Annotated in this window: 26 protein-coding genes; 18 read left to right on the top strand and 8 right to left on the bottom strand. The window is 37.8% G+C overall.

What is annotated here, in order from left to right; translation table 11 throughout:
• Positions 1-9 precede the first annotated feature (9 nt).
• From MHH87_RS14965 to MHH87_RS14920, 10 genes are all read left to right on the top strand, one after another.
• Entirely contained in the window at positions 10-783 is a 774-nt protein-coding gene (locus MHH87_RS14965; protein WP_340750046.1) for a 2-keto-4-pentenoate hydratase, read from the top strand.
• 14 nt (positions 784-797) lie between these two features.
• Entirely contained in the window at positions 798-1,673 is an 876-nt protein-coding gene (locus tag MHH87_RS14960) for an acetaldehyde dehydrogenase (acetylating) (RefSeq protein WP_340750045.1), read from the top strand.
• Positions 1,674-1,685: 12 nt separating this feature from the next.
• A complete protein-coding gene (gene dmpG, locus MHH87_RS14955) occupies positions 1,686-2,696 on the top strand; it encodes a 4-hydroxy-2-oxovalerate aldolase (protein ID WP_340750044.1) in 1,011 nt (336 codons plus the stop codon).
• Between the two features lie 13 nt (positions 2,697-2,709).
• The gene (locus MHH87_RS14950) at positions 2,710-3,501 is read left to right on the top strand and encodes a 2-keto-4-pentenoate hydratase (protein WP_340750043.1); all 792 of its coding nucleotides are present in this window, start codon (positions 2,710-2,712) and stop codon (positions 3,499-3,501) included.
• A gap of 19 nt (positions 3,502-3,520) precedes the next feature.
• The gene (locus tag MHH87_RS14945; RefSeq protein ID WP_340750042.1) at positions 3,521-3,730 is read left to right on the top strand and encodes a 2-hydroxymuconate tautomerase; all 210 of its coding nucleotides are present in this window, start codon (positions 3,521-3,523) and stop codon (positions 3,728-3,730) included.
• Entirely contained in the window at positions 3,730-5,205 is a 1,476-nt protein-coding gene (locus MHH87_RS14940; RefSeq protein WP_340750041.1) for an aldehyde dehydrogenase, read from the top strand. Before MHH87_RS14945 ends, MHH87_RS14940 begins: the two co-directional genes overlap by 1 nt.
• Before the next feature lie 428 nt (positions 5,206-5,633).
• Positions 5,634-6,836: an MBL fold metallo-hydrolase gene (locus MHH87_RS14935; protein ID WP_340750040.1), complete on the top strand. Its 1,203-nt coding sequence runs from the start codon at positions 5,634-5,636 to the stop codon at positions 6,834-6,836.
• On the top strand, positions 6,823-7,068 hold the full coding sequence (locus MHH87_RS14930) for a DUF3006 domain-containing protein (protein ID WP_340750039.1): 246 nt from the start codon (positions 6,823-6,825) through the stop codon (positions 7,066-7,068). Before MHH87_RS14935 ends, MHH87_RS14930 begins: the two co-directional genes overlap by 14 nt.
• Before the next feature lie 247 nt (positions 7,069-7,315).
• The gene (locus MHH87_RS14925) at positions 7,316-8,104 is read left to right on the top strand and encodes an HAD family hydrolase (protein WP_340750038.1); all 789 of its coding nucleotides are present in this window, start codon (positions 7,316-7,318) and stop codon (positions 8,102-8,104) included.
• A 188-nt stretch (positions 8,105-8,292) separates the two neighbouring features.
• Complete coding sequence (locus MHH87_RS14920) at positions 8,293-8,670, top strand: DNA polymerase III subunit delta (protein WP_340750037.1); 378 nt, start codon at positions 8,293-8,295, stop codon at positions 8,668-8,670.
• Positions 8,671-8,714: 44 nt separating this feature from the next.
• Here MHH87_RS14920 and MHH87_RS14915 read toward each other — a convergent pair whose 3' ends face one another.
• Positions 8,715-9,962: a polysaccharide deacetylase family protein gene (locus MHH87_RS14915; RefSeq protein WP_340750036.1), complete on the bottom strand. Its 1,248-nt coding sequence runs from the start codon at positions 9,960-9,962 to the stop codon at positions 8,715-8,717.
• 285 nt (positions 9,963-10,247) lie between these two features.
• Entirely contained in the window at positions 10,248-11,861 is a 1,614-nt protein-coding gene (serA, locus tag MHH87_RS14910; protein ID WP_340750035.1) for a phosphoglycerate dehydrogenase, read from the bottom strand.
• A gap of 952 nt (positions 11,862-12,813) precedes the next feature.
• Here serA and MHH87_RS14905 point away from each other — a divergent pair.
• From MHH87_RS14905 to MHH87_RS14895, 3 genes are all read left to right on the top strand, one after another.
• A complete protein-coding gene (locus MHH87_RS14905) occupies positions 12,814-12,969 on the top strand; it encodes a hypothetical protein (protein ID WP_340750034.1) in 156 nt (51 codons plus the stop codon).
• 151 nt (positions 12,970-13,120) lie between these two features.
• A complete protein-coding gene (locus MHH87_RS14900; protein WP_340750033.1) occupies positions 13,121-13,903 on the top strand; it encodes an enoyl-CoA hydratase in 783 nt (260 codons plus the stop codon).
• A 201-nt stretch (positions 13,904-14,104) separates the two neighbouring features.
• Positions 14,105-15,301, top strand: a complete 1,197-nt coding sequence (locus tag MHH87_RS14895) for a hypothetical protein (RefSeq protein WP_340750032.1) — start codon at positions 14,105-14,107, stop codon at positions 15,299-15,301.
• 179 nt (positions 15,302-15,480) lie between these two features.
• Here MHH87_RS14895 and MHH87_RS14890 read toward each other — a convergent pair whose 3' ends face one another.
• Positions 15,481-15,666 (bottom strand): YhzD family protein, encoded by a 186-nt coding sequence (locus MHH87_RS14890; RefSeq protein ID WP_340750031.1) that lies wholly within the window; start codon positions 15,664-15,666, stop codon positions 15,481-15,483.
• Positions 15,667-15,948: 282 nt separating this feature from the next.
• On the opposite strand from MHH87_RS14890, the gene yhaM reads away from it, so the two are divergent.
• The gene (yhaM, locus tag MHH87_RS14885; RefSeq protein ID WP_340750030.1) at positions 15,949-16,884 is read left to right on the top strand and encodes a 3'-5' exoribonuclease YhaM; all 936 of its coding nucleotides are present in this window, start codon (positions 15,949-15,951) and stop codon (positions 16,882-16,884) included.
• 763 nt (positions 16,885-17,647) lie between these two features.
• Here yhaM and serC read toward each other — a convergent pair.
• Positions 17,648-18,736: a 3-phosphoserine/phosphohydroxythreonine transaminase gene (serC, locus tag MHH87_RS14880; RefSeq protein ID WP_340750029.1), complete on the bottom strand. Its 1,089-nt coding sequence runs from the start codon at positions 18,734-18,736 to the stop codon at positions 17,648-17,650.
• A 254-nt stretch (positions 18,737-18,990) separates the two neighbouring features.
• Between serC and MHH87_RS14875 the strand changes: the two genes are divergently transcribed.
• From MHH87_RS14875 to MHH87_RS14865, 3 genes are all read left to right on the top strand, one after another.
• A complete protein-coding gene (locus MHH87_RS14875; RefSeq protein WP_340751017.1) occupies positions 18,991-19,758 on the top strand; it encodes a formate/nitrite transporter family protein in 768 nt (255 codons plus the stop codon).
• Between the two features lie 135 nt (positions 19,759-19,893).
• Complete coding sequence (locus MHH87_RS14870) at positions 19,894-20,472, top strand: TetR/AcrR family transcriptional regulator (RefSeq protein ID WP_340750028.1); 579 nt, start codon at positions 19,894-19,896, stop codon at positions 20,470-20,472.
• A gap of 467 nt (positions 20,473-20,939) precedes the next feature.
• Entirely contained in the window at positions 20,940-21,278 is a 339-nt protein-coding gene (locus MHH87_RS14865) for a zinc ribbon domain-containing protein YjdM (RefSeq protein WP_340750027.1), read from the top strand.
• A 127-nt stretch (positions 21,279-21,405) separates the two neighbouring features.
• Here MHH87_RS14865 and MHH87_RS14860 read toward each other — a convergent pair whose 3' ends face one another.
• Positions 21,406-22,278, bottom strand: a complete 873-nt coding sequence (locus tag MHH87_RS14860) for a peptidylprolyl isomerase (protein ID WP_340750026.1) — start codon at positions 22,276-22,278, stop codon at positions 21,406-21,408.
• A gap of 139 nt (positions 22,279-22,417) precedes the next feature.
• Here MHH87_RS14860 and MHH87_RS14855 point away from each other — a divergent pair, with 139 nt between their 5' ends.
• Complete coding sequence (locus MHH87_RS14855) at positions 22,418-22,528, top strand: YjcZ family sporulation protein (protein ID WP_340750025.1); 111 nt, start codon at positions 22,418-22,420, stop codon at positions 22,526-22,528.
• Positions 22,529-22,736: 208 nt separating this feature from the next.
• On the opposite strand, the gene MHH87_RS14850 is transcribed toward MHH87_RS14855, so the two are convergent.
• The 3 genes from MHH87_RS14850 to MHH87_RS14840 form a co-directional block, all read right to left on the bottom strand.
• Positions 22,737-22,922 carry a hypothetical protein gene (locus tag MHH87_RS14850; RefSeq protein WP_340750024.1) on the bottom strand — a complete coding sequence of 62 codons (186 nt, stop codon included), beginning with the start codon at positions 22,920-22,922 and terminating at the stop codon, positions 22,737-22,739.
• A gap of 75 nt (positions 22,923-22,997) precedes the next feature.
• A complete protein-coding gene (locus tag MHH87_RS14845) occupies positions 22,998-23,540 on the bottom strand; it encodes a DUF3267 domain-containing protein (protein WP_340750023.1) in 543 nt (180 codons plus the stop codon).
• A 124-nt stretch (positions 23,541-23,664) separates the two neighbouring features.
• Complete coding sequence (locus tag MHH87_RS14840; protein ID WP_340751014.1) at positions 23,665-24,219, bottom strand: HTH-type transcriptional regulator Hpr; 555 nt, start codon at positions 24,217-24,219, stop codon at positions 23,665-23,667.
• Between the last annotated feature and the right edge of the window lie 136 nt (positions 24,220-24,355).

Raw genomic sequence — 24,355 nt, 5'->3', positions numbered from 1 at the left:
AATCATGTGATGAGACAACAATATGCACAACAATTACAGCAGGCAGAACAAATGAAACACCCTATTGTACCATTAACTGTAACAAACCCCTCTATTACAGTAGAGGATGCGTATGCTATTCAATTATTGCAAATTGAGAAAAAACAGCTAGATGGTCATACAATTGTAGGAAAGAAAATTGGTTTAACAAGTAAAGTGATGCAACAAATGTTTAAAGTAAATGAACCAGATTATGGTCATATTTTATCGAATATGGTTGAAGTAGATGGAGCGACGATTTCACTGGAGCACCTAATTCAACCAAAACTAGAATTTGAAATTGCCTTTGTGCTGAAAAAGAGACTATTTGGAACGACTATTTCACCACAAGATGTAATAGATGCAACGGATTATATTGTGCCCGCATTAGAAGTGATTGACAGTAGAATTGCTGATTGGAACATAAAGTTTGAAGATACAGTTGCAGATAATGGTTCTTCTGCAATGGCCATTATTGGAGGTACACCAACGAAACTTGATTCGGTAGATTTATCACATATCGGTATGAATGTTTATCGTAACGGGGAGTTATTTGATAGCGCAGCAGCAGCGGCAGTGATGGGGAATCCAGTCAATGCCGTTGCCTGGTTAGCGAATAAATTAGGCCATTATAATATCGCGCTAGAAGCAGGCGAATTTGTATTATCGGGTGCTTTAACAGCAGCAGTCCCTATTGAAGACGGCGATACATTTTCAGCCTCATTTGCTCATTTAGGTGACGTATCCGCAACGTTTAAATATTAGGAGGTGCAAAAATAATGGTAAAACTAAAAGTAGCCATTTTAGGGTCTGGTAATATTGGAACCGATTTGATGTATAAAATCGAACGTAGTGATTATTTGAAAATGAGTGTCATGGTCGGAATTGATGAAAATTCAGAAGGGATCGCGCGCGCTAAAAGTCGTGGCTATGAAGTAATTACAACAGGCATTGATGGATTAATCGCGCGACCAGAACTATTTGATATTGTGTTCGATGCAACAACAGCAAAAGCACATCAAGAACATAGTGAGAAGGTTATCGCATTAGGCAAGAAAATGGTTGATTTAACGCCAGCTGCAATTGGTCCATTTGTTGTGCCATGTGTGAATTTAGAACAGTATATTACTTCAGATAATGTCAACATGGTGACGTGTGGTGGGCAAGCAACTATTCCAATTGTTTATGCCATTAATCGTATAGCAGATGTTGAATATGCTGAAATCGTGGCGACTGTTGCAAGTAAAAGTGCAGGTCAGGGTACACGTGCCAATATTGATGAATTTACAAGAACAACCGCTCAAGCAATAGCGCAAGTAGGTGGAGCAGATCGCGGGAAAGCAATTATTATTTTAAATCCGGCGGAACCCCCAATTATGATGCGTGATACAGTCCATGTATTAGTAAGAAAGCAAAATCAGGAATTAGAAATTTTACATTCCATTGAACAAATAGTAAAAGACGTTCAGCAATATGTACCAGGATACCGTATGACAAGTCCACCTGTATTTGAGGGCAATAAAGTATCCGTCTTTTTAGAAGTAGAAGGTGCAGGTGATTTCTTCCCGTCTTATTCAGGCAATTTAGACATTATGACGGCTGCAGCAGTACAGGTAGGAAATGAAATAGCTAAACAACAAAATGTTGTCGTTTAAAGGAGAGGTATCATGAAGGAATTGACGATATTAGACGTTACATTACGTGATGGTAGTCACTCAATGCGACATGCTTTTACGGAGCAGCAGGTACGTGATGTAGCGCGAGGAATAGGAAAAGCCAACGTTAAGTATTTTGAAGTATCACATGGAGACGGTTTAGGTGGCTCTTCATTACAATATGGTTTTTCAAAAGTAGACGAATTAAAACTAATCGAAGCGGCGAATGAAGAATGCGGTGATGCTCAAATTTCCGTACTTATTTTACCGGGAATTGGTATTCGAGAAGATTTGAAAAACGCAGTGACGGCTGGCGCAAAAATGGCACGTGTCGCCACACATGTTACAGAAGCAGATGTTGCAAAACAACATATACAGTTAAGCCGTGAGCTCGGTTTAAAGACGGTTGGGTTTTTAATGATGGCCCATATGGCACCAACTAATGTACTAGTACAACAAGCGAAGTTATTTGAAAGCTATGGCGCAGAAATTGTATACGTAACTGATTCGGCTGGTGCAATGCTTCCCCACGAAGTAACAGAAAAAATTACTGCGCTTCGTTCAGTGATTTCGTGTGAAATTGGTTTCCACGCACATAATAATTTGTCACTTGCGATGGCAAATACTATGGCTGCTGTTGAAGCAGGCGCTACATTTATCGATGGAAGTTTACGCTGCTTAGGTGCAGGTAGTGGTAATACACAAACAGAAGTGATGGTTGCGGTGTTTGAACGTCTTGGTTATGGAACGGGCGTGGATTTGTTCGCCACAATGGATGTAGCCAATGAAATTGTTGCACCATTTATGCCACGCCCACAAGAAATTAATGGTTCGAGTTTACTGATGGGCTATGCGGGTGTTTACTCGAGCTTCTTATTATTTACACAAGAAGCGTCCCAAAAATATGGGGTCGACGAGCGAGAAATTTTATTACAACTAGGACAAATGAAGGCAGTTGGTGGACAGGAAGATTTAATTATTGAAATTGCTCGTGCTTTAGCAAATGGCAAACAGTTTGTATAAAGGAGGTCGCACCATGTTAAAAACAGATACAGTAAACCAAATTGCGTATACATTGTTTCAAGCTGAACGTGATGTATATGAAGTGAAGAAATTTGTAGATGAATACCCAGAACTAACAGTAGAGGTTGCGTATGACGTGCAAGATCAACTAATTAAGTTGAAGTGTGATCAGGAAAAAACTGTGCGTATTGGCATGAAACTTGGTTTAACAAGTAAAGCGAAGCAGCAAATGATGGGTGTTCATGAACCGTCTTATGGGGTACTGCTACAAAATATGGAGTTACTAGCGGCTGAGCCAATTTCACTGAAACCGCTAATTCATCCAAAAATTGAGCCAGAAATTGCGTTTGTATTTGCAAAAGACTTAGAAGGACCAGTTGTAACCGTAGCCGAGGTTTTACAAGCAACTGATTACGTTACACCGGCGATGGAAATTATTGATAGCCGTTATTTAAACTTTAATTTCACACTACCTGATGTGATTGCAGATAATTCATCTTCGTCAAAATACATTATGAGTGATAAGAAGTATTCGATTCGTGACGTAGATTTAGTGAAGATGGGCTGTATTTTTAAACAAAATGACGAGATTTTTGGAACGAGCACAGCCGGTTCGATTATGGGTCACCCTGCACGTGCGATTGCTTGGATGGCCAATAAAATGCTAGCACGTGGCCAAAAAGTACGAGCTGGAGATGTCGTGCTGAGTGGTGCGTTGACGGGCTCAGCTGTGATGCAAGCAGGCGATGAATTTACCGTGAGCTTTGACGGTATGGATGAATTACGAGTAACAGTAGAAGGATAGGAAATGGGAGGAACGACAAATGCCACTTATTCAAATTACGATGCTTGAAGGTAGGACGCCAGAACGCAAAGAGAAATTAATCGAAGAAATTACGAAAACCGTATCAACTGTACTCGGAGCACCACTTGAATCAATTCGAATTGGGATTAATGAAATTCCTGATACAAATTGGGGAATCGCTGGGAAGTCTGTTCACCGCCGTAAACAAGAACAGGAGGTAACGAAGTGATGACAAAAACTGAAACGATGCTAAAAGAAGTAAAGTTATTCATTAACGGAGAGTATGTTGAGTCATCATCTAATAGATTGTTTGAAGTGAAAAATCCAGCGACACAAGAAGTCATTGCCAAAGTGCACGAAGCAAGTTTCCAAGATGTTGACCGCGCATGCAATGCTGCAAGAAAAGCGTTTGAAGAAGGACCATGGCGGACAATGTCTGTATCAGAGCGTTGTGAAAAAATTCGTCGCATGGCAGAAATCATTATTGAGCGTAAGGAAGAATTGGCTCGACTTGAGGCAATGGATGTAGGGAAGCCGTACCAAACGGCTGTGGAACGAGAAATTCCACGCGCTGCAGAAAATTTAAAGTTCTTCGCTGATTTTATGGAAAAACAAGGTGGAGAAGTGTACCCAATGGATGATCAATTTTTAAACTATACGCGTTATGAACCTGTGGGTGTTGCAGCGCTAATCACACCGTGGAACTTACCATTTATGCTGACAACGTGGAAACTTGGCCCATGTTTAGCAACTGGTAATACAGCAGTTATTAAGCCAGCTGAAGTGACGCCACTTACCGTTTCGCTATTGGGAGAAATAGCAAAAGAAGCTGGCATTCCAGATGGCGTAGTAAATGTAGTACACGGTTTTGGGACACAATCAGCTGGTGAATTTATGACAACACATCCTGAAGTTGATTTAATTTCCTTTACAGGAGAAACGTCAACAGGGAAAGCGATTATGAAAAATGGTGCAGATTCATTAAAGAAAGTATCGTTTGAATTAGGTGGTAAAGCTGCAAATATCATTTTTGAGGATGCAAACCTAGACAAAGCAATTCCTGTATCGATTCAAGCGGCATTTATGAATTCAGGTCAAGTATGTTTAGCTGGCTCCCGTATTTTAGTACAGCGCACGATACTAGACGAGTTTTTAACACGCTTTAAAGAAGCGGCAATGAATCTTGTTGTAGGGGATCCGCAAGATCCATCGACGAATATGGGACCAGTCGTTAGCGAAGCGCATTATAATAAAGTTACAAGTTATATAGATATTGCTGAATTTGAAAACTCGAAACTAATTTATGGAGCGAAAAGACCAAACTTACCGGAGCATTTAAAAACAGGTTACTATTTGCTCCCAACTATATACTTACAAGAAAACTATCAAGCGCGCATTTGCCAAGAAGAAATTTTCGGTCCAATTGTAACAATTATTCCATTTGATACAGAAGAGGAAGCATTAAAAATTGCTAACAGTACAGACTATGGATTAAATGCGATTATATGGACACAAAATTTGCAACGAGCACATAACATTTCTCATGATGTACGAGCAGGTACAATTTGGGTGAACTGCTGGTTTGTACGTGATTTAAGAGCACCTTTTGGCGGCTATAAAAAAAGCGGTGTAGGTCGTGAGGGTGGGCATCACAGCTTAGAATTCTTCACAGAAGCAAAAAATATTTGTATCGCCTTACAATAATATAAAGAACCTTGCTAGAAGGATGGTCTCTATGGTTACTTGAGCCCATAATTTGCATTGCAAGCTTCTTTTCAAAAGAGTCGACTCGAAAATATATTTGAGGCGACTTTTTTCATTGTTAAGGGGATTATAAAATTTCGCCTTGTGGATTCTGCTTAAGAACTCACTTCCATGTGACAACGCAGAAGTCATTACGTCCTGTGCAAGACATGCGGCAGCGCCCAAATGACCACGGTAGTATTAGCAATAAAAACAACAGTAGTGTTAAACAATGACTCTGTGAAAAAACTTTTCATGCATTGATTGCGATAAAGGATTATCCAAAATGTGAGCATAGTTGTTGTCTCAAACGTTGAAGAGACAACACTTTTTGTTTTGTAATTAAAAGTCATGTACACTGAAGAAAATAGTGAAAAGGATTATAGAATATGAAAAAGATATTGTTAATGTTTTTTGTACTACTCATTGCTGGTTGTACAGAAGTAACAAATGAGCCGAACGCAACAAACCTAGCGACATCTGGCAAGGAAATGTCTGTTCATTTTATCGACGTTGGTCAGGGGGATTCAATATTGATTCAATCCCCGAATGGCAAAACGATGCTGATTGACGGCGGAGTGAAGGGTGCGGGAAAAAATATTGTTGCCTATTTGAAAGAGCAAGGCGTGACAAAACTGGATTATGTTGTCGCAACGCATCCAGATGCTGACCATATTGGTGGGCTTATTGCTGTGTTGAACTCGATATCGATTAAAAACTTTATTGATTCTGGCAAGGTCCATACTTCCCAAACGTTTGAGGAAATGCTAACGCTAATTAATGAGAAAAATATCCCGTACAGAGTGCCAAATACGGATGATTCAATTAATTTAGATAGAGATTTAACAATTGACGTGTTGAGTGCCGATGAACATGCCTCTGACAATAACGATGCATCGATTGTGCTGCGCGTTGCTTACGGAGATATATCGTTTTTGTTAATGGGTGATGCAGGTGTTGAGATGGAACGTGAGATGCTTGAGCGCACAAATGTCCATGCGACGATTTTAAAAGCGGGGCACCACGGTTCGAATACGAGTAGCTCGCAATTATTTATTGAGGCAGTCGATCCACAAGCAACTATTTTAAGCTACGGACAGGACAATCAATACGGCCACCCGCATGCGGAAGTTATTGCCTATTTACAAGAGGTGGATAGTGATATTTTTAGTACAGCAGAAGCTGGAACAATTGTTATTACAACAGACGGGAACTCTTACAGTACTGCTGCACCTCAGTGGACAGGTATCGGCGCGACTAGTTCGATTTCGATTAAGCCCCCTACAACAAGTTCAGATAAGGTGGAGCTTGTAAGTCAAGATGTAAATGCAGAAATCATAGAGATTAAAAATAAGAGCAGTGACGCGGTTAATTTACAAGGTTGGCAGCTCGTTTCAGTGGAAGGTGCGCAAGTATTTAATTTCCCGAATAGGACGCTTCAAGCTGGGGAGTTGATTTATGTAACGAGTGGACCGGATGCGAAAGCAAGTTCCAATTCACTTGAATGGACGAGAAGACAAATTTGGCTGAACTCAGGGGATGCCGCACAATTACGGAACGCAAAAGGGGAAGTTGTGAGTGAACTCGAGTAAATATACGTTAGACCGCTTTGAAGGCGATTATGCGATTTTTTTAAAACGACCAGAGGAACAAGAGCCATTACTAATCCTGCGTACAGCAATCCAGGTTCCGGTGAAGCAAGGAGATATCGTCCACATTCAAGACGACGGTAAATCATATACGATTGAGGTTTTACAAGACGAGACAGCCTCACAACAAGAGCGTATTCAAAAACTAATGCAGCAGTTGCGCAACGGCAAATAGGTCAAACTCGACATTTGACCTGCTTTTTTACGTGCGCGCGGATAAAGGGTGGGAATTGGCGGATATGTCCTGTTAATCGGCGGATATCATCCAAATTTCCGCGGATATATATTTGGCAGATGATTTACCCATTGTCATAATTAATTTATTTGGAAAAATGTGATAAATAGCGTCAAAATAGTCCTTTTATTATGATAAAATATAAACTTGAACATGCACGATAACTTAAATTTTGGGAGCGAGCTCGATGTCTATTAAAACAATTATTTTCGACTTAGATGATACATTATTATGGGATCAACAATCGGTAAAAACGGCTTTTGAAAAAACATGTGACTATGCAAATGAAGTACATAATGTAAATGCTGTGCAGTTAGAAGAAGCAGTGCGCGCTGCAGCAAGACAGCTTTATGAAGGGTATGAAACATATGATTACACAGTGCAAATCGGTATAAACCCGTTCGAAGGATTATGGGGAACATTTGATGATCCAACACCACAGTTTCAGAAGATGAAGGAAATTGTACCGGGCTACCGTGCGCAGGCTTGGACAAATGGGTTAGCGGCATTAGGTGTTAACGATGCAGTATTTGGTGCTGAGCTAGGCGAACGCTTTGTGGCAGAACGCAAGAAAGCTCCATTCTTATATGAAGATACATTTGCCGTTTTAGATGAATTAAAAGGGAACTATCAATTAATATTGTTAACAAACGGTGCACCAAGCTTACAAAATTTAAAGCTTGAAATTACACCTGAAATTGCGCCATACTTTGACCATATTATTATTTCAGGTGATTTCGGTAAAGGGAAGCCAGATGCATCAATTTTTGAATTTGTTATGGATAAGGCCCAAGTAATGACTGAAAATGGTATAATGGTAGGAGATAATTTAATGACAGATATTTTAGGTTCTTCTCGCGTCGGTATGCGTAATGTATGGATTAACCGTGAAAATAAAGCGCATAACCCAGAAGTAACGCCAACTTATGAGGTTACATCACTAACGCAGTTTTTAGAGCTTGTAAAAGGGCTTTAAAATAGATTAAGGCAATTTATCATTGTTGCTAACAATATTCCGAAAAAATAGCATGTAGGCATTAAGCCTGTATGCTATTTTTTTGTCGAAAATGTGACGAAATTAACGGGTGATTTTTAATGAGTGAATTTTCTGATTAATTGTGATAGTATACAATAAAACGTTACTAAATGAGAGGGTTTTGTCGTGTGGAAATGATAAAAAAATGTATGTGTGAAAATTGCGGGCGTTCAAATGAAGTTGTAGAAATAGAACAGCTGTCGATCAGTGGTCACGTAGCAGAGCTTTGTGTGACATGCGCACATATTTTATCACAAACGATAAATCGCGAAAGCTATTATGAACTTTGTCGAAAAAAAGATGTGAAATCATCCAATAAAGAAATGCAAAAGGTGCATCACAAGTTATCAATGCTAATCGCAGTCGGAATGGTCTTTATTGTTACAATTACGGCCCTCGGGATATCACAAAATTTACACACAGTGTCTGGCACTTTAGCAAATGCTGATCAACTACAACAAGCACATAACTATATGTCTTTCGTACATTTAAAACAGTTGAAATAAACGATGGTCCACTACTGAACGGATGTTCTGTAGCGGACCATTTTTTAGTTAAGTATTTCGGAAACAGTGACGAACTCATAGCCTTGCTGCGTTAAATAAGCAAGCACAGCATCTAGTCCATCTGCTGTTGTTTGGTGAACATCATGCATTAATATAATACTGCCATTTTTCGTTTGTGCCTTCACATTTTGTAACAATTTTTGGGGGTTGCGGTGCTGCCAGTCTAGCGTATCAACAGACCACATAATTAAAGGGACTTCTAATTGCGCTTGTATTTGTTCATTGTAGGCACCATATGGCGGTCGGAATAAACTAGGCTCAATTCCAATAATTGATTTTACTAGTTTATTAGTCAAGTCTATTTGTGATTTTGCTTCTTTTAACTTAAGTGTCGTGAGCTTCGGGTGATTATAGGTATGGTTGCCGATTTCGTGACCTGCTGCGGCAATTTCTTTTAACACTGTAGGACTAATTTCAACACGTCTTCCAGTAATGAAAAACGTTGCCAGCGCATTGTATTTATTAAGTGTTTCTAAAATTTGACGTGTCACCTTTGGATGCGGGCCATCATCAAATGTTAGGGCTACACGTTTACTAGTAGATACAACACCAACGTTATATTTTCCTGTTTGAACCGTAATTGCTTTTAGTTTGCTGTCGATTACATAACCTTTGATTCCGTCAGCTTGAATAAATGCCCATCCATTTGCCAATGAGTAGACATCCACGACGGTTTTATGCACAAGCGTCGTGGAAATCGGTTGTGACATGTCTGTTAGTTGGCGAACCGCGGCGCCTTTTTTATCGTGTACAACCATTTTAGTAATGGATGGTGTAGCTAGGACAGTGGAATAAACGTAGCCAAAAAAATCGCCGCTTTGGATAAGTGAAAAACCGTTTTCGGTATCAGCATAAACAGTTACAAATGTATTTAATTCTAATGTTCCGATCTGCTGTGCATGTTTTTCATTCGTTAAACGTACAATCGGTGAACTCTGTGAGACTACTCGTTTTAAAGTAGGTTTTGTGTGTGATAGGGCTGCGTTTTTAACATAGCCTATCTCATTTTGATAGCTTACTTTGCTCCATACTTCCTGTTCTTCAAGAATAAGAACAAATCCATTTTTCGGGACAATATTTACTACAGTTAAATAATCCTCACTATATAAATTTGCTCCGTTTAACAGTGTTTTAACTTGTACTTGTTCAGCAGCAAACCCTTGCTGGTGAGACCATTGAAAAACGATCAATGCTGTAATAATCATACATATCATAAGCCAGCACTTTTTCATGCATATTCCCCCTCCGAAATACATTTAAACTAGTATAGTATATTTATGTAAAAATAGTACAAACTGGTTATTTATATGTGGAGGAAATAGTATTTATGCGAAGAGTTGTTTTTGTCGTCTCTTGGAAAAGAAAGTACGTGCAAATAGTTCGACGTATATAAATGAAAGGCAGCCGCAAAATTGCGACTGCCTTTCGTTTTTTAGTGGCTAGGAAAGTATAACTTTCCTAGCCACATAAGTAAGGACATCAACTCGCCCTATTTTGGGCGAGTTGTGTCTTTCTAATTAAAGTGTGATTGCTTTTACTTCGTCGATGTTTTCAAGTTGCCCAACGAATGTTAAGTCTTCTGTAGTTACTTCATTATCAACCGTTAGCATCATTACAGCAGTTCCACCTATTTGAGCGCGTCCTACTTGCATTGTTGCGATATTGATATTTTTTTCAGCAAGCTTAGTTGCTACACGACCGATAGCACCTGGTTTGTCCGTGTTTTTAATGTATAGAAGATGACCTTCAGGGATAACATCTACTACGAAGTTTTCTACTTTCACAATGCGTGCCCCTAAACCGTTAAGAAGCGTACCTGCAACTGTGTGTACTTCATTTTTTGTTTTAATTTCAACTGTAATTAAGTTTGTGAAACCTTTAGCAGTTGTTGTTTTATGTTCATTAATTTTCATGCCAATACGTTCTGCAAGGTAACGAGCGTTTACGTCATTAACATGTGTACCATGGTTTGTAGAAAGTAATCCTTTGATTGCGTTAGCAGTTAGTGGACGTACGTCATAGTTCGCTACATCGCCAGCATAAGAAATATTTAATTCTTTTACAACTTCTCCAGTAACTTGGATTAAGAATTTACCAAGCTTATCGGCTAATGCGAAGAAAGGTTCTACTTCCGCCAGCTTTTCTTTTGGAATTGAAGGCATGTTTACTGGATTTGTTACTGTGCCTGTTTTATAAAATTTAATAATGTCGTTTGAAACGTCAACCGCTACAGATTCTTGTGCTTCAACAGTAGATGCACCAAGGTGTGGTGTTGCAATCACTTGTGGTAATGTTAATAATTTGTGATCTGTTGCAGGCTCTTCAATGAATACGTCAAGTGCTGCACCAACAACTTTACCTTCTACGATTGCATCATATAAATCATCTTCGTTAATGATTCCGCCGCGAGCACAGTTAATAATGCGTACGCCGTCTTTCATAATGGCAAAGCGTTCTTTGTTAATGATATTGCGTGTTTCAGGAAGTAATGGAGTGTGTACTGTAATAAAATCAGCTGCGACACATACTTCATCCACTGTACCTTTTGTTACGCCAAGTTCTATCGCGCGTTCTTCAGTTAGGAATGGGTCATACGCGATAACGTTCATACGTTGACCTTTTGCACGGTATGCCACTTCAGCACCAATGCGGCCCATACCGATAACACCTAATGTTTTATTTTTTAGCTCAACACCTACATATGATTTACGATCCCATTTTCCATTTTTTAGTGTGTTAAATGCTTGTGGGATGTAGCGTGCAAGTGATGTCATCATTGCAATGGTATGTTCAGCTGCAGAGTTTGTGTTGCCGTCTGGAGCATTAACTACGATAATACCGTGCTCCGTTGCTGCTGTTAAATCAATGTTATCAACACCAACACCAGCGCGTCCGATTAATTTTAAGTTTTTAGCTGCTTCAATAATTTCGCGTGTAACAGTTGTTTGAGAACGTACTAGTAATACATCTACATCCTCGATTTTTGAAATTAACTGTTCTGGTGTAAGACCTGTATCAATAATAATATTTAAGTCTAAACCTGTTTCTTGACGAAGTGGAAAAATACCATCTTCACTAAGTGGATCTGCGATAAATACGTTAATTGTTTTTGTTGCTGTTGCTGTTACCATGAGTTTGTTTCGCTCCCTTTAATTAAATATTAGAAATACGCATCTTGCATAAAAGAAATGCGAGATGATGTCCATGTTTAGGCGGATAGCCTTAAAATTATATCTGCAAATAAAAAAGCCTTCCGCCCCTTACATGTTAATGTAAGGGGCGAAAGGCTATTGAAAACTATAGTATCGCGGTACCACCCTTATTCGTTGCCGCAACAGTCTGAAAAAAATGCGTGCAACCTTATCTATATGCGTAACGTGCATGTGCCGGAATAACCTACTTAGTTTCAGCTAATCTATTCAAGAGTGGAACTAAATCGTCGCATACACTGGTTTGCACCAACCACCAGTTCTCTTCGCTATACAAGTCGACAAGCATGTCTCTATCGTTATATTTTTCGTGATTAAATTTGTTAACATCATAATCCTCATCGTTCACTTCTGTCAATGATATTTGAAATGAAAATTAAAATATTTACTTAATCATGATCAAACATTAGCTAAAACCGAACTATTTTGATGTATATATTTAATTTCGTTCGTATTTTTACTCTTGTTAAATGTAAGCGTTTTTCCGTGCATTACTAATAGGTATATACATAAATGACAGAAAATTTAAAACACTTAAATTGAGTAAATACCCTAGTAATTTTATTCAAAAGAAAAAATAAAACGAACATTAGCGTTGACACAAATTTGTCAATTTTTATTTTTTATTACGGTCTAATTAATTTTGAAATGGAAAATTCTTTAGAAGTCCAAGGCGAATGTAATCATTATATTTTTGATGGAGGGGGGAGGAGTATGATGTGAATATTCTTAGTGCAGGGTTAGCTGGATTATCTGTAGCATGTGAACTATTGAAGTCAAATACGCGTGTATTAATTGTTGACTAGGAGCCAGCAAATTCGATATTTTTACGCGTAAAACGTTAGGTGACCTCCAGCTGGAATTAAACAGAGCGGTGTTAAACGAACAAGGAGGAGTAATTGGCGGCTTATTTGCGACTAGGGAGGCCTGTGGATTTGTTGGTGGTGTAAACGGCTACGGCTTACATGAAGGGACATTTAATAGTGGTTGCTTATTTAAGGGACGCCAAGATGAAAATAATTTAAGTTAGAAAGATACATTTTTCCCCGAGCGTGAGGTGCTAGTCTTACTTATTTGGATAAGAAATAATAAGTTCTTAACCATGAAATAAAAGGTTTTTCGAGAACAAGGTCGAATTAAATTAGTGAATAGATATTCATTAAAATAAAGGGGTGTTGAATTTGGAATATGATACAATTCAATTGGAAATTTATGATCGTAGAGCGGTTTTATTGTTAAGTCGTCCAAACGCCATGAACGCAATGGACTATAACATGATGCGCGAACTAGCAGATTGCTTTGAGCAGTTACATAAAGAAGAATCTGTGCAAGTATTAGTTATTAAAGGTGAGGGCAAGGTGTTTTCAGCAGGTGGCGATGTGAAAATGATGCTGAAGTCTGAAGATCCGAATGATTTTGAAAAGATTATGAGTGTTATTACTAGATTAGTTCGCGCTTTTTATACATTGCCGATGATTACTATTGCAAAAATACATGGTGCAGCAGCAGGTCTTGGCTTCAGCCTCGCACTGGGCAGTGATATCATTGTTGCAGAAACGCCAAGTAAGATTGCGATGAATTTTATTGGTATAGGGCTTATTCCTGACGGCGGTGGTCATTTCTTTATGCAGGAACGTGTCGGAACAATGAAGGCAAAGCAGCTCATTTGGGAAGGCAAGGTCATGAACGGCGATGAAGCAGCAAGTCTTGGATTAATTGATTATAATGTACCTGAAGGCGCGGCTGCCGCAACGGTCGATCAAATTGTTGGGAAATTATTAGCCTCGCCAATTGCAGCCATGATTGAAACAAAAAAGATTTTACACGCCCAAAAACTACCGCAGCTAGAAGGTATTTTAACTAGCGAGGCAGAGGGGCAAACAAAGATGCGCAAAACGCAAGACCATCTTGAGGGCATTCAAGCATTTGTTGAAAAACGTTTGCCTGAATTTATTGGTAAATAAACAGGTAAAGTGTATTAGTAGAACGTTTACTAATACACTTTTTTAGTGGAAAAAAAGTATAGCTTTCTTAACTTCACAATAATGGACATCATTTCGATTATGGCCGAGTTGTATCTTTCGAATCGAATTGTATACAAATTACTGTACAGAATGAGTGCGGCTGATTATCATTAAAAGGGCTTGAATGGAGGATTTACATTAATGGACGAAAACTACAAGCGTAAGCAACAGCGATTAATTGAAAATGCTTATTGCCCTACGAGTGAGTTAACAGCAATAGCGTGTATTGAAAATAGTGAATTAAAATACAAGGACGTTGCGCACGCAATTTGTATCGAGGTACCATTTGATCAGTACGGTGAAGTCATCGCGATTTTGTCAGAGCAATTAGGGGCAGAAGTTGTTGTAAAAGATGTTGTAAAACAAGGTGCGTTTACGTATGCACAGGTCAAGCATACTGCTGATGCAGGAAATATTCATCATCTGCATGTAAATGTAGTAGGGAGAATTTATTTTGAAGATGAACCGATAGGAATTAGCACAGCCATTGCTTTCGCACAAAGTAAGTGGAACGGTGCAGAACGAAAAACAGCAATTGAAAATGGAGTAGTTACAGGCTTAACAATTTTAGGTGATGCATTTGCAGAGGATGTCATTTCGCATGAATTAGAACGAATTAATGCGTCAGAGCATATCGAAATAGATGAAGGTATCGTTTATGCAGTGAAGCAAAACGGTGCGAAGGTTGTCGTCAAAAAAATGGCAACAAAGGCGACACAAAAAGCGATGTATGGTTCGGTAATGGCGAAAAAGGCCATTTTGCTCTTAAACGCCAATGTTGTAACGGGTGCTCTTGTAACGGGTGTTATGTCAACAGTAGACATTGCGCGAGCTATTAAAGGGGAGCTATCGCCGGCACAATTATTCAAAAATATTGCCAAAACTACGGCAAGTGTAGCAGGAGGTATCGCGGGTACAATTATCGGTGGTGGAGTTGGCTTTTCTATTCCTAATGTTAGTACAACAGTCGTTAGTATTATCGGGGGAATTATTGGATTACTTATTGGTAGTAGTCTTGCAAGTAAAGTGACGAAGAAAGTGTTGGATCTATTTATTAAGGACGACTCTTTATATATGCTAGAAATCTTTAATACTCAACTAGCAATTAGTGTAGAGGATTACTTGTTAAATGAACAAGAATTGAAACAAGCATTGCATGACTTCAATACGCTGCATGATATGCCGAACCAGCTTCGAGAGATGTATGCCTCGGAGGACCGCGAAGCATTTGCTAAAAACTTAATTGAAAGTGAGTTATCACGTATTGTGAAGCTCCGTATGTATTTACACGTACCAACAAATCAAGAAATTTACAAAGTACTGCAATCAATGCAATAAAAAAAGAGCTACTATGAGTCATGCGAAATGATTCATAGTACTCTTTTTATGGTTAAGAAAGTATACCAACTAATAAAGGACATCCTCTCGTCCTATTTTGGGCGGGTTGTGTCTTTCTAAGTTTAAGATATGTCTTTCTAACGTATAAGCAGTCTAATGTACTCGTATGGTATAGGAGCTTATACATGGAATAAAATAAGTTTACCAGTTACGTTAACAAGACGGTGTGTTTTTTCTGCTACGCCTTTTTCTTCAATTTGCTTTTGGCCTTCTAATTTCGCTTTTGCATCGCTTTCGAATGCCCAAACTTCATCAAAAAGCGTTTCCCCTGTTTTTTCAAATGCTGTGAATCGATAATTCTCCATACTAATCACCCTTTTTAATACAAGATAGTTTCATTATACACGAAAAATTGCGATAATTAATAGAATGTAGTTAATAAAATACAGTTTAACCGTATTTTATTAAGTTTTGTCGGAAACTTGTACGAATTAAAAAATACGTTTGAAAAAGATATTTTCATTGTTTTTAGTAATTTACATGGCATATCAATCGAAACCATTGAGTACACATGATACAATAAAATAGAGACATGGACGAAATTACAAATGCAAAATTTTAAAGAAATGAAAAGGAGTGATTCTAGCGTGGAAGGAATTACAAAACTCCAAGTAGGGGAACAGGTTGATCAGTTTTTATTAATTAAACAAGCTAGTAAAGGTGTTACTACGGTCGGAAAGCCATTTATGTCACTTGTTTTACAAGATAAAAGTGGGGATATTGAGGCTAAGTTATGGGATACAAACGAAGAGCATGAGCAAACATACCGTGCGGAGGCAATCGTACGTGTAGGCGGCGAAATCCATGATTATCGTGGTAAAAACCAATTACGCATTAAGCAAATTCGTCTAGCTCGTCCAGAAGAAGGCGTGCAAATTAATGATTTAGTACCATCATCTGCTACACCAAAAGAGGTGCTGTATGATGAGCTAACGCAATATTTCTTTGAAATAAAAAATCCACATATTTCACGGATTACGCGTCACTTAATTAAAAAATATGAGGAAGAGTTTTTAGTGTATCCTGCAGCGTCTAAAAATCACCATGATTATGCTTCAGGGTTACTTGATCATGTTGTATCTATGCTGCGCCTAGGGAAAGCCATTTGTGAGCTATACCCAACATTAAACCGAGATTTAATGTTCTCTGGGATTATTCTTCATGATATTGGTAAAGTAATTGAATTAACAGGCCCAGTAGCAACGGCTTACACTGTAGAGGGTAATTTACTAGGCCATATTACAATTATGGTGAATGAAATCGGCCAAGCTGCAAAAGAGCTGAATATTGAAGGCGAAGAAATTATGCTGCTGCAACATTTAGTATTGTCGCATCATGGCAAAGAAGAATGGGGTAGCCCGAAAAAGCCAATGATTCAAGAGGCAGAAATTCTTCATTACATCGATAATATTGATGCCAAAATGAATATGTTAACGCGTGCTTTAGATAAAACGAAACCAGGTGAATTTACAGAGCGTTTATTCCCACTGGATAATCGTTCGTTCTATAAGCCATCTATTTAAGAATGGGTCTCCTCTGCTGAAATGGCAGGGGGCACTGAAAAAGTCTATAAATTAGTTTAGCCAGTTCTTGAACGAGACATCGTTCAAGAACTGGCTTTTTTCTTCGGTGTCGTTGATTTTTCGTTGCTGCAACGCTTTTCTGGGGGCGAGCCTTGAGCCGCTTCGGGGAAATAAAGGAACAAAGGCTAAGTACGCCACGTCCTGTGGCAACCCCTTTGTGACCAACATCGTGTTGGTCTCAGTTCAAGGTCTCAAGCTGCTCGCTAATCCCCTAGAAGTCGTCGCCTCCACTCCAATCAACTAGTACCTGTTAAGAATGAATGCGTCATTCTCTCATCAAAAAGAGTGATTTTCTTATCTACTAAAAGGAACGAATTACAGGCGGTGCTCCCGATGATTTCAAACCAAGAAACACTCAAATTAAGCCCGTTTATGGAGATTTACGATATGGTTGTGCCACAACGATATTCGCTGTCAATCTGAAACGAATATTGAAGCTACTAAATGAAAAAGAGTAAGGAATAGAGAAATAAATAATTCACTTCCTGTTCAAAATCGAACAATAAGTGAATTATTTTTAACTGAAAAATATTTGACATTATAAAAATGTAAGTTTTTCAGTGCCCTCGAAATGACAGGGAGATTTTTTTATTGGTTGTAATTTCGTAACGTACTTGTGGGGGTTCTAAACGCACTAATTCAATTCATCCCGCTAACAACTACAACAAAAAGAAGCGGCCGCGGCCGCTTCTTTCAAACGCAATTATTGATTGCTACTTTGGAATTCAATCATGAATTCAGCTAATGCTTGGCAAGTTTCTACCGGTACAGCATTGTAAGTTGATGCACGGCAGCCTCCTACAGAACGGTGGCCACTTAAGCCGATAAATCCTGCTGCTGTTGCTTCTGCTAAAAACTGTTTTTCTAACTCTTCATCAGCTACGCGGAATGTAATGTTCATTAATGAACGAGATTCCGGTGTTGCATGACCAGTATAGAAGCCGTTTGAATTATCGATCACATCATAAATTAGTTTTGCTTTGACTTCATTACGTGCTTCGATAGCTGCAAGTCCGCCTTCATTCTCAACCCATTTTAATACTTCCCCTAGCATGTAAATACCGAATGTTGGTGGTGTATTGTATAGAGAGTTGTTATCTGCATGCGTTGTGTATTTTAACATTGTTGGAATATTTTTATTTGCTTTTTCCAGTAAGTCTTTGCGGATAATAACAACCGTAACACCTGAAGGACCTAGGTTTTTTTGTGCACCGGCATAAATTATGCCGAAATTAGAAACATCAACTGGTTTAGAAAGAATATCAGAAGACATATCAGCAATTAATGGCACTTCGCCTGTTTCAGGGAACGTTTTCCACTGTGTACCGAAAATTGTATTATTTGATGTTAAGTGAACGTAAGCGTCATCTGCACTAAATGAGAACTCAGTTGGGATGTTTTTATAGTTGTTTTCTTTTGTGCTTGCTGCTTCTACAGGTGTACCAAAAAACTTCGCTTCTTTAAATGCCTTTTCAGACCACGCACCTGTTTGAATATAGCTAGCTGTTTGCCCTTCTTGTAAGAAGTTCATTGGAATCATAGTGAATTGAAGGCTTGCCCCTCCTTGAAGGAACAATACTTCGTAGTTCTCTGGGATGGAATAAATTTTACGTAAGCGGGCAATTGCCCCATTATGTACTTCCTCGAATGTAGCACTACGGTGACTCATTTCCATAATAGACATACCTGAATTTTGAAAATCGACAAGCTCCTGTTGTGCTTTTTCTAGTACTTCTAAAGGTAAAGCAGAAGGACCAGCATTAAAATTGTAAGCGCGGTTTTTTAAAGTCAATTTGAACACTCCTTTTTCATATGAATGATTTCCTATGTTGATAATATACTCTTTTACGCTATAAATGGCAAAATGCATAAATTTTTTTGCTGTAATGGACAAAAAAAAGGAAAAATGGACATAACTTTCGCGTTCTATTAAAAGGGACCAAAATAGTTTAATGCAAAATGTTGAAAAAAAAGCTTTTATTGCTATAATTTGGGTTGTTAGTGTGTAAATAACTTTTCTAACGGCAGGAGGTAGATGTGAACAGGATGAAAGACGTATTCGATACTATTTCTACTGCAGCAGTATATAAAATTACGACATTACAAAAAAGCAAATTTAGCTATTTAATGGCGACATTACTTGGAGGTCTATTTGTCGGATTTGGCATGGTCATTTTAGTTGTTATTGGTGGTCTTCTTGATTCTGCCGGTGTACCTAGTATGAAAATTATCCAAGGTTTAGCATTCGGCGTGGCACTTAGCATGGTCGTACTTGGTGGTGCTGATTTATATACAGGCAATAATCTTATAATGACAATTGGAGCGCTTGAGAAGAAAACGTCGTGGTTAGATTTAGTGAGAATATGGCTATTTAGCTATGGTGGTAATTTTATTGGGTCATTAGTATGCGCCTATTTTTTTTTCATGACAGGCTTAGCTAGTGGACATACGGGAGAGTATATTGAAAAAATTTCCGGCATTAAAATGAGCGCAAGTTTTTCTGAGTTATTATTCCGTGGGGTTTTATGTAATATGTTAGTCTGTCTGGCGGTATGGTGTGCGTATAAGCTGAAAAGTGAATCAGGTAAACTTATTATGATTTTCTGCTGTATTTTCCCGTTCGTAACATCGGGGTTTGAACATAGCGTAGCAAATATGACGCTGTTTTCATTGGCACTGATGATTCCGCACGGGGAACTTGTGTCACTGAGTGGCATGCTACATAATTTACTTCCTGTAACAATTGGTAATGCAATTGGCGGCGCTATTATTGGGTCATTATTCTGGTATAGTCAGCCGAGAGAGAATACGTAATTTAGGACTGTGACAAGAAATTGTTACAGTCTTTTTCATTGTAAATATTAGTGCAAAACCTCCAAAAAGTCCTATTTGAATACAGAGATGCTATAATGAAATTACATATAAACTAGCATAAGTGTGGTGTTAAATTTGGGTCGTGGAAGAAAATTTTCGATTTCGGAACTGTTTAATATAACGGAACGATTGCTATTAACAGTGGGTTATGAAGGATTCACAATCGGCTTACTGGCAGAAGAGCTACATGTATCACGTGCAGCAATTTATAAATATTATACGAATAAAGAATATTTAATTGCTGATTTTATGATTGAACGCATGACAACATGTATTGAATCAATAAAAGAAATAAATGTGGAAGCATCATTCACAGAACAACTAAATGAACTACTAGATGTTATATTTCAAACCAAGGATTTACATCAAATACTAAGCTATACGTATATTATTAATGATCGTGGTAATGAGGAAATTGCACAAAAGCTAAAATTGCTCCAGCAATTACATATATCGATGTATTTGCCGATGCAAAAAATGATTGAGCAAGGGAAACAAGAGCAAGTGCTACACGCAGAGCTAGAAAATAATTTGATTTTAGGCTTTATTTTTCAAAGTGTAGCCATACCTAACCCTACAAATATACCAAAAGAAGAGTTCTTACAATCCGTCAAAAATATGATGTTTTTTGGTGTTTTTAAACGTGATAATTAAGCCGATATAAAATGAGTTACTCCAACAATTTTCACGAGCACTCGTAGGGAAATCACACAATGAAGAAAGAGTAGGTGCATTTTGTCTACTCTTTTTATTTTGCTAGTAATTTAAGATCATTTATAATTTCTTCAATTGGCACATTACTATAGCCCTTGTTCCTTTATTACCCCGAAGCGGCTCAAGGCTCGCCCCCAGAAAAGAGTTGCAGCAACGAAAAATCAACGACAGCGAAGAAAATAGCCAATTTTTGAACGATATCTCATTCAAGAGCTGGCTAAACTACTTTTTAGACTTCTTCAGTACCCTCATTTTTTGATGCCTCTCTTTAATAGCTATTCTCAACTATCTTAATTTACAATAAGATCGCGTTGTTGTTCTTTTTCATGCTTAAAATACCAGGTAGCTTGTTATTAAAGATGGAATATGCCAGTATAGAAGTGATAAATATATTGGAGGTATAGATAATGGGAAAATTACCTAATTGCCCACAGTGCCAATCTGAATACACATATGAAGACGGCGTCATGCTAGTATGTCCAGAGTGTGCACATGAATGGTCAGCAGAGATAGCTGAAGTAGTAGAGGAAGGTTTATTTGTCAAAGATGCAAATGGAAATTTACTTGCAGATGGAGACATTGTGACCGTTATTAAAGATTTAAAAGTAAAAGGCAGTTCATCAACGCTTAAAATTGGAACGCGTGTAAAGAACATTCGCTTAGTTGAAGGCGATCACAATATTGATTGTAAAATCGACGGCTTTGGTGCCATGAAGTTAAAATCAGAATTCGTGAAAAAGAACTAAAAAAAATGCGAAGCTTAAGCAGCTTCGCATTTTTTTTGGTTTGAGAAAATTTTACTTTCTTAACGAAATAATAAAAGGATCTCATCTCGTCCTATTTTTAGGGTGAGATGAGGTCCTTTAAATTCGATTATTTAGCTTCTTTTGTTGATTCTTCAGCAGTTTTGTAGCTAGAGAATGCGTCTTTTAATTCAGCATCTTTTACTTCAATTTTTGCATCTTTAATTAATTCAGCCACTTTTGCATTCCAGTCGCCTTTTGTAGCAGCGATTGTTTCACGGATTTCTTCTTTTTTGTCTTCTAATTTTCCGTAGCCTTCAACATCACGTTTGTCTGTAACTTGGATAATATGGAAGCCGTGTTCGGATTGTACTGGTGCACTGATTTCATCAATTTTAAGTGCATACGCGGCATCGCTAAATGGAGCAACCATTTTCCCAACTGTAAACCAACCAAGTTCCCCACCATTAGCAGCTGAACCAGGGTCAGATGAATATTCTTTTGCAAGTTTAGCAAAATCTCCACCTGCATTTAACTTTTCAATTACTTCGTTAGCTGTTGCTTCATCTGCAACTAAAATATGACGAGCGTTCAATTCTTTTGATGCTTCATCATAATAAGCTTTAATTTCTTCGTCTGTCACTTCAACATCAGCTGTTGCTTTTTTTTGTAAAAGATTGAAACGAATGTTGTTTTTTAATGCCTCTTCAGTAAGTCCATTTTGAGCTAATACAGACTCAAATTCTTCGCCGTACTGTTCTTTTAAAGCATCGAACTCAGCAGTCATTTCTTCTTCAGACACTTCGTACTTATCCGCAAGAATTTTCTCAATCATAATTTGCTCAAGTAATTGAGTACCCGCTAAAGTTTTTACTTGTTGATAAAACTCATCTTGAGTTAAATCGCCAACGCTTGAAGAAACAACTACTTCATCGCCAGGGTTACTGCAAGCAGCTAAGCCAAGTGAAGCAGCTAATGTTAACGCCATAAATGTTTTTTTCATTTTTTTACTCTCCTAACATTCTATATTGCACTAGTAACTATAACATAAACGATTTGAAAACTAAATGGTTCCTTGGATGAATTGCCTAAGTTTTACAAAAGTAAGTGCATACGATAGAAGTTAGATAGGGGGTGACGTAATGGGCAGCGGAGGTGGCTATAATAACGGTGGTGGATACGGCTCAGGTTTTGCTTTAATAGTCGTATTGTTCATTTTATTAATTATTGTCGGTGCAGCGTTTCTATACTAATATAAGGTAGTAAACTGTCTCCGTATTCATGTGGAAACGGTTTACTGAAAAGCATCGTGCCGACCCTAGTGTTGGCACGGAAATATTAGAAAGACACAACTCGCCCAAATAGGGCGAGTTGATGTCCTTACTTATGTGGAACGGAAAGTTATACTTTCTTATCCAAAAAAAAAAACGAAATCCAATCAAAGTTGGATTTCGTTTTTTTTTATACTGCAAATAAAACTTCCACATAAAAAGTAACGAGTAAAATCGTAATGAGCACATTAATTGTTCGGAATATTTTAGGTTGCTTTTCTTCTGGGATTTCACGTCGCATGCATAGCGCTGCTGTCATACGGTTAATTTGAAATAAATAAAATACTGAGAATAGCACTACGATCAAAAGTAGCAAATCTATTCCTCCCCTCTAATACTTCGAATTCAAGCATATCAAATGACTGAGTGGCAAAACAAGTATAAGGTGCCATTAAATAATTGTTGGAACTAAAATTTCATAGCCTTTAGGCGTTTCCTCAATTATAGCATTTCGAGGTGCAGATACTAAATTTTTTACATATAAAATATCCATTAAACAAATGCTGCAATGTAAGGCTAACAAAAGGCTAAAATAATGAGCATATTGTTGGAAGTACACACCTAATATAATAATTACAGTATTCAAAAAGAAAAAAGGTGTTAGTAGCGTTATTAAGTAACGGTGTTTCGGGATTGTTTGTTGTAGGCGCATATGCACAATTGGAATACATACATGCCGAATTTTAAAACGAAAGACAAGCGATTTTTTATAGTCGAATAATGATACATAATGTAGCAACTTATGAAGCGGATAGATGAATGGAACAACTAAAAGAAGCAACCACAAATTATGATCATTGTGTTTTCCCGTATAGTTAAAGCTTAACGCAATATAGGCAAAACAAAAAACGAAGATGAATGTAATTCCAGATAGTAAAAAAAGCCGTGTTGTTCCATATTCATATTCTACATTAATGGTTTTCCAACAATGCACGGAATCCCTCCTTTTCTTAGGAATTCAGTATATAGAAAAAAAGAGTGTACAGCTACACTCTTTTTTACGAATGGTTACGTTTTAATAAAAAAGAATGAGCTAAAACACTCTTTTTCTAAAATAATTAAAGTGATACTTGTTGTTGAAGGTTATCATAACTCTCTTCGAAATCTTGGAAAGAGCGTTCGAAAATTTCAATGAAGTCTTCACCGTAAATATTGCGAATAACTGCCATCACATCTAAAAACTCAGGGAAGCGGCCATAGAGCTCTTTTAATGCTAATGAACCTTCTAGTATTGCATGATGTGTGTCATGATAATGTTCATACATACGTAAAATAAGTGTAGCGCCTGTATCCGTCAATTCAACATAAGTATTACGTTTATCATTGTCGCGTTTTGAGAATGTCAGTAAACCACGCTCTTCCAATTTTTTCGAGAAATTGAAGGCAGTAGAAACATGCATCACTCCGAATTTAGCAACATCAGAAATTGAGGCACCTTTTAAGTGATAAGAAATCCATAAAATGTGATGCTCGTTAATGTTTAAATCATAAGGCTTGATCCATGTTTGCCAATCTTTTTCGACGGCTTTCCAAAGTGCTTTTGATAATTGTGCAATTCTTTGGCTATATAACATAGCCTCCTTCTGAGTGTATAATTCTTCAGACAAAGCAATCACCTTCTTCTTTCATTAGCGTTTAGAAATTATTATAGCAATAAAAGAAAAAAGTTTAAAGTTAGAAAAATTGAATAATTGAAATACGTCTTAAAAATGATAAAAAATGGTAATTTTTCATGTATTTGTGGTGGTT

Origin of the sequence: Solibacillus sp. FSL H8-0538, from assembly GCF_038003525.1 — a bacterium.
Lineage (GTDB): Bacteria > Bacillota > Bacilli > Bacillales_A > Planococcaceae > JBBOPI01.
This window is presented reverse-complemented; position numbering and strand designations above follow the sequence as displayed.

Coding starts and splice junctions, on each gene's coding strand:
- MHH87_RS14965 (WP_340750046.1), top strand. CDS start 10: ATGAGACAACAATATGCACAACAATTACAGCAGGCAGAACAAATGAAA.
- MHH87_RS14960 (WP_340750045.1), top strand. CDS start 798: ATGGTAAAACTAAAAGTAGCCATTTTAGGGTCTGGTAATATTGGAACC.
- dmpG (WP_340750044.1), top strand. CDS start 1,686: ATGAAGGAATTGACGATATTAGACGTTACATTACGTGATGGTAGTCAC.
- MHH87_RS14950 (WP_340750043.1), top strand. CDS start 2,710: ATGTTAAAAACAGATACAGTAAACCAAATTGCGTATACATTGTTTCAA.
- MHH87_RS14945 (WP_340750042.1), top strand. CDS start 3,521: ATGCCACTTATTCAAATTACGATGCTTGAAGGTAGGACGCCAGAACGC.
- MHH87_RS14940 (WP_340750041.1), top strand. CDS start 3,730: ATGACAAAAACTGAAACGATGCTAAAAGAAGTAAAGTTATTCATTAAC.
- MHH87_RS14935 (WP_340750040.1), top strand. CDS start 5,634: ATGAAAAAGATATTGTTAATGTTTTTTGTACTACTCATTGCTGGTTGT.
- MHH87_RS14925 (WP_340750038.1), top strand. CDS start 7,316: ATGTCTATTAAAACAATTATTTTCGACTTAGATGATACATTATTATGG.
- MHH87_RS14915 (WP_340750036.1), bottom strand. CDS start 9,962: ATGAAAAAGTGCTGGCTTATGATATGTATGATTATTACAGCATTGATC.
- serA (WP_340750035.1), bottom strand. CDS start 11,861: ATGGTAACAGCAACAGCAACAAAAACAATTAACGTATTTATCGCAGAT.
- MHH87_RS14895 (WP_340750032.1), top strand. CDS start 14,105: ATGGACGAAAACTACAAGCGTAAGCAACAGCGATTAATTGAAAATGCT.
- MHH87_RS14890 (WP_340750031.1), bottom strand. CDS start 15,666: ATGGAGAATTATCGATTCACAGCATTTGAAAAAACAGGGGAAACGCTT.
- MHH87_RS14875 (WP_340751017.1), top strand. CDS start 18,991: ATGAAAGACGTATTCGATACTATTTCTACTGCAGCAGTATATAAAATT.
- MHH87_RS14865 (WP_340750027.1), top strand. CDS start 20,940: ATGGGAAAATTACCTAATTGCCCACAGTGCCAATCTGAATACACATAT.
- MHH87_RS14860 (WP_340750026.1), bottom strand. CDS start 22,278: ATGAAAAAAACATTTATGGCGTTAACATTAGCTGCTTCACTTGGCTTA.
- MHH87_RS14855 (WP_340750025.1), top strand. CDS start 22,418: ATGGGCAGCGGAGGTGGCTATAATAACGGTGGTGGATACGGCTCAGGT.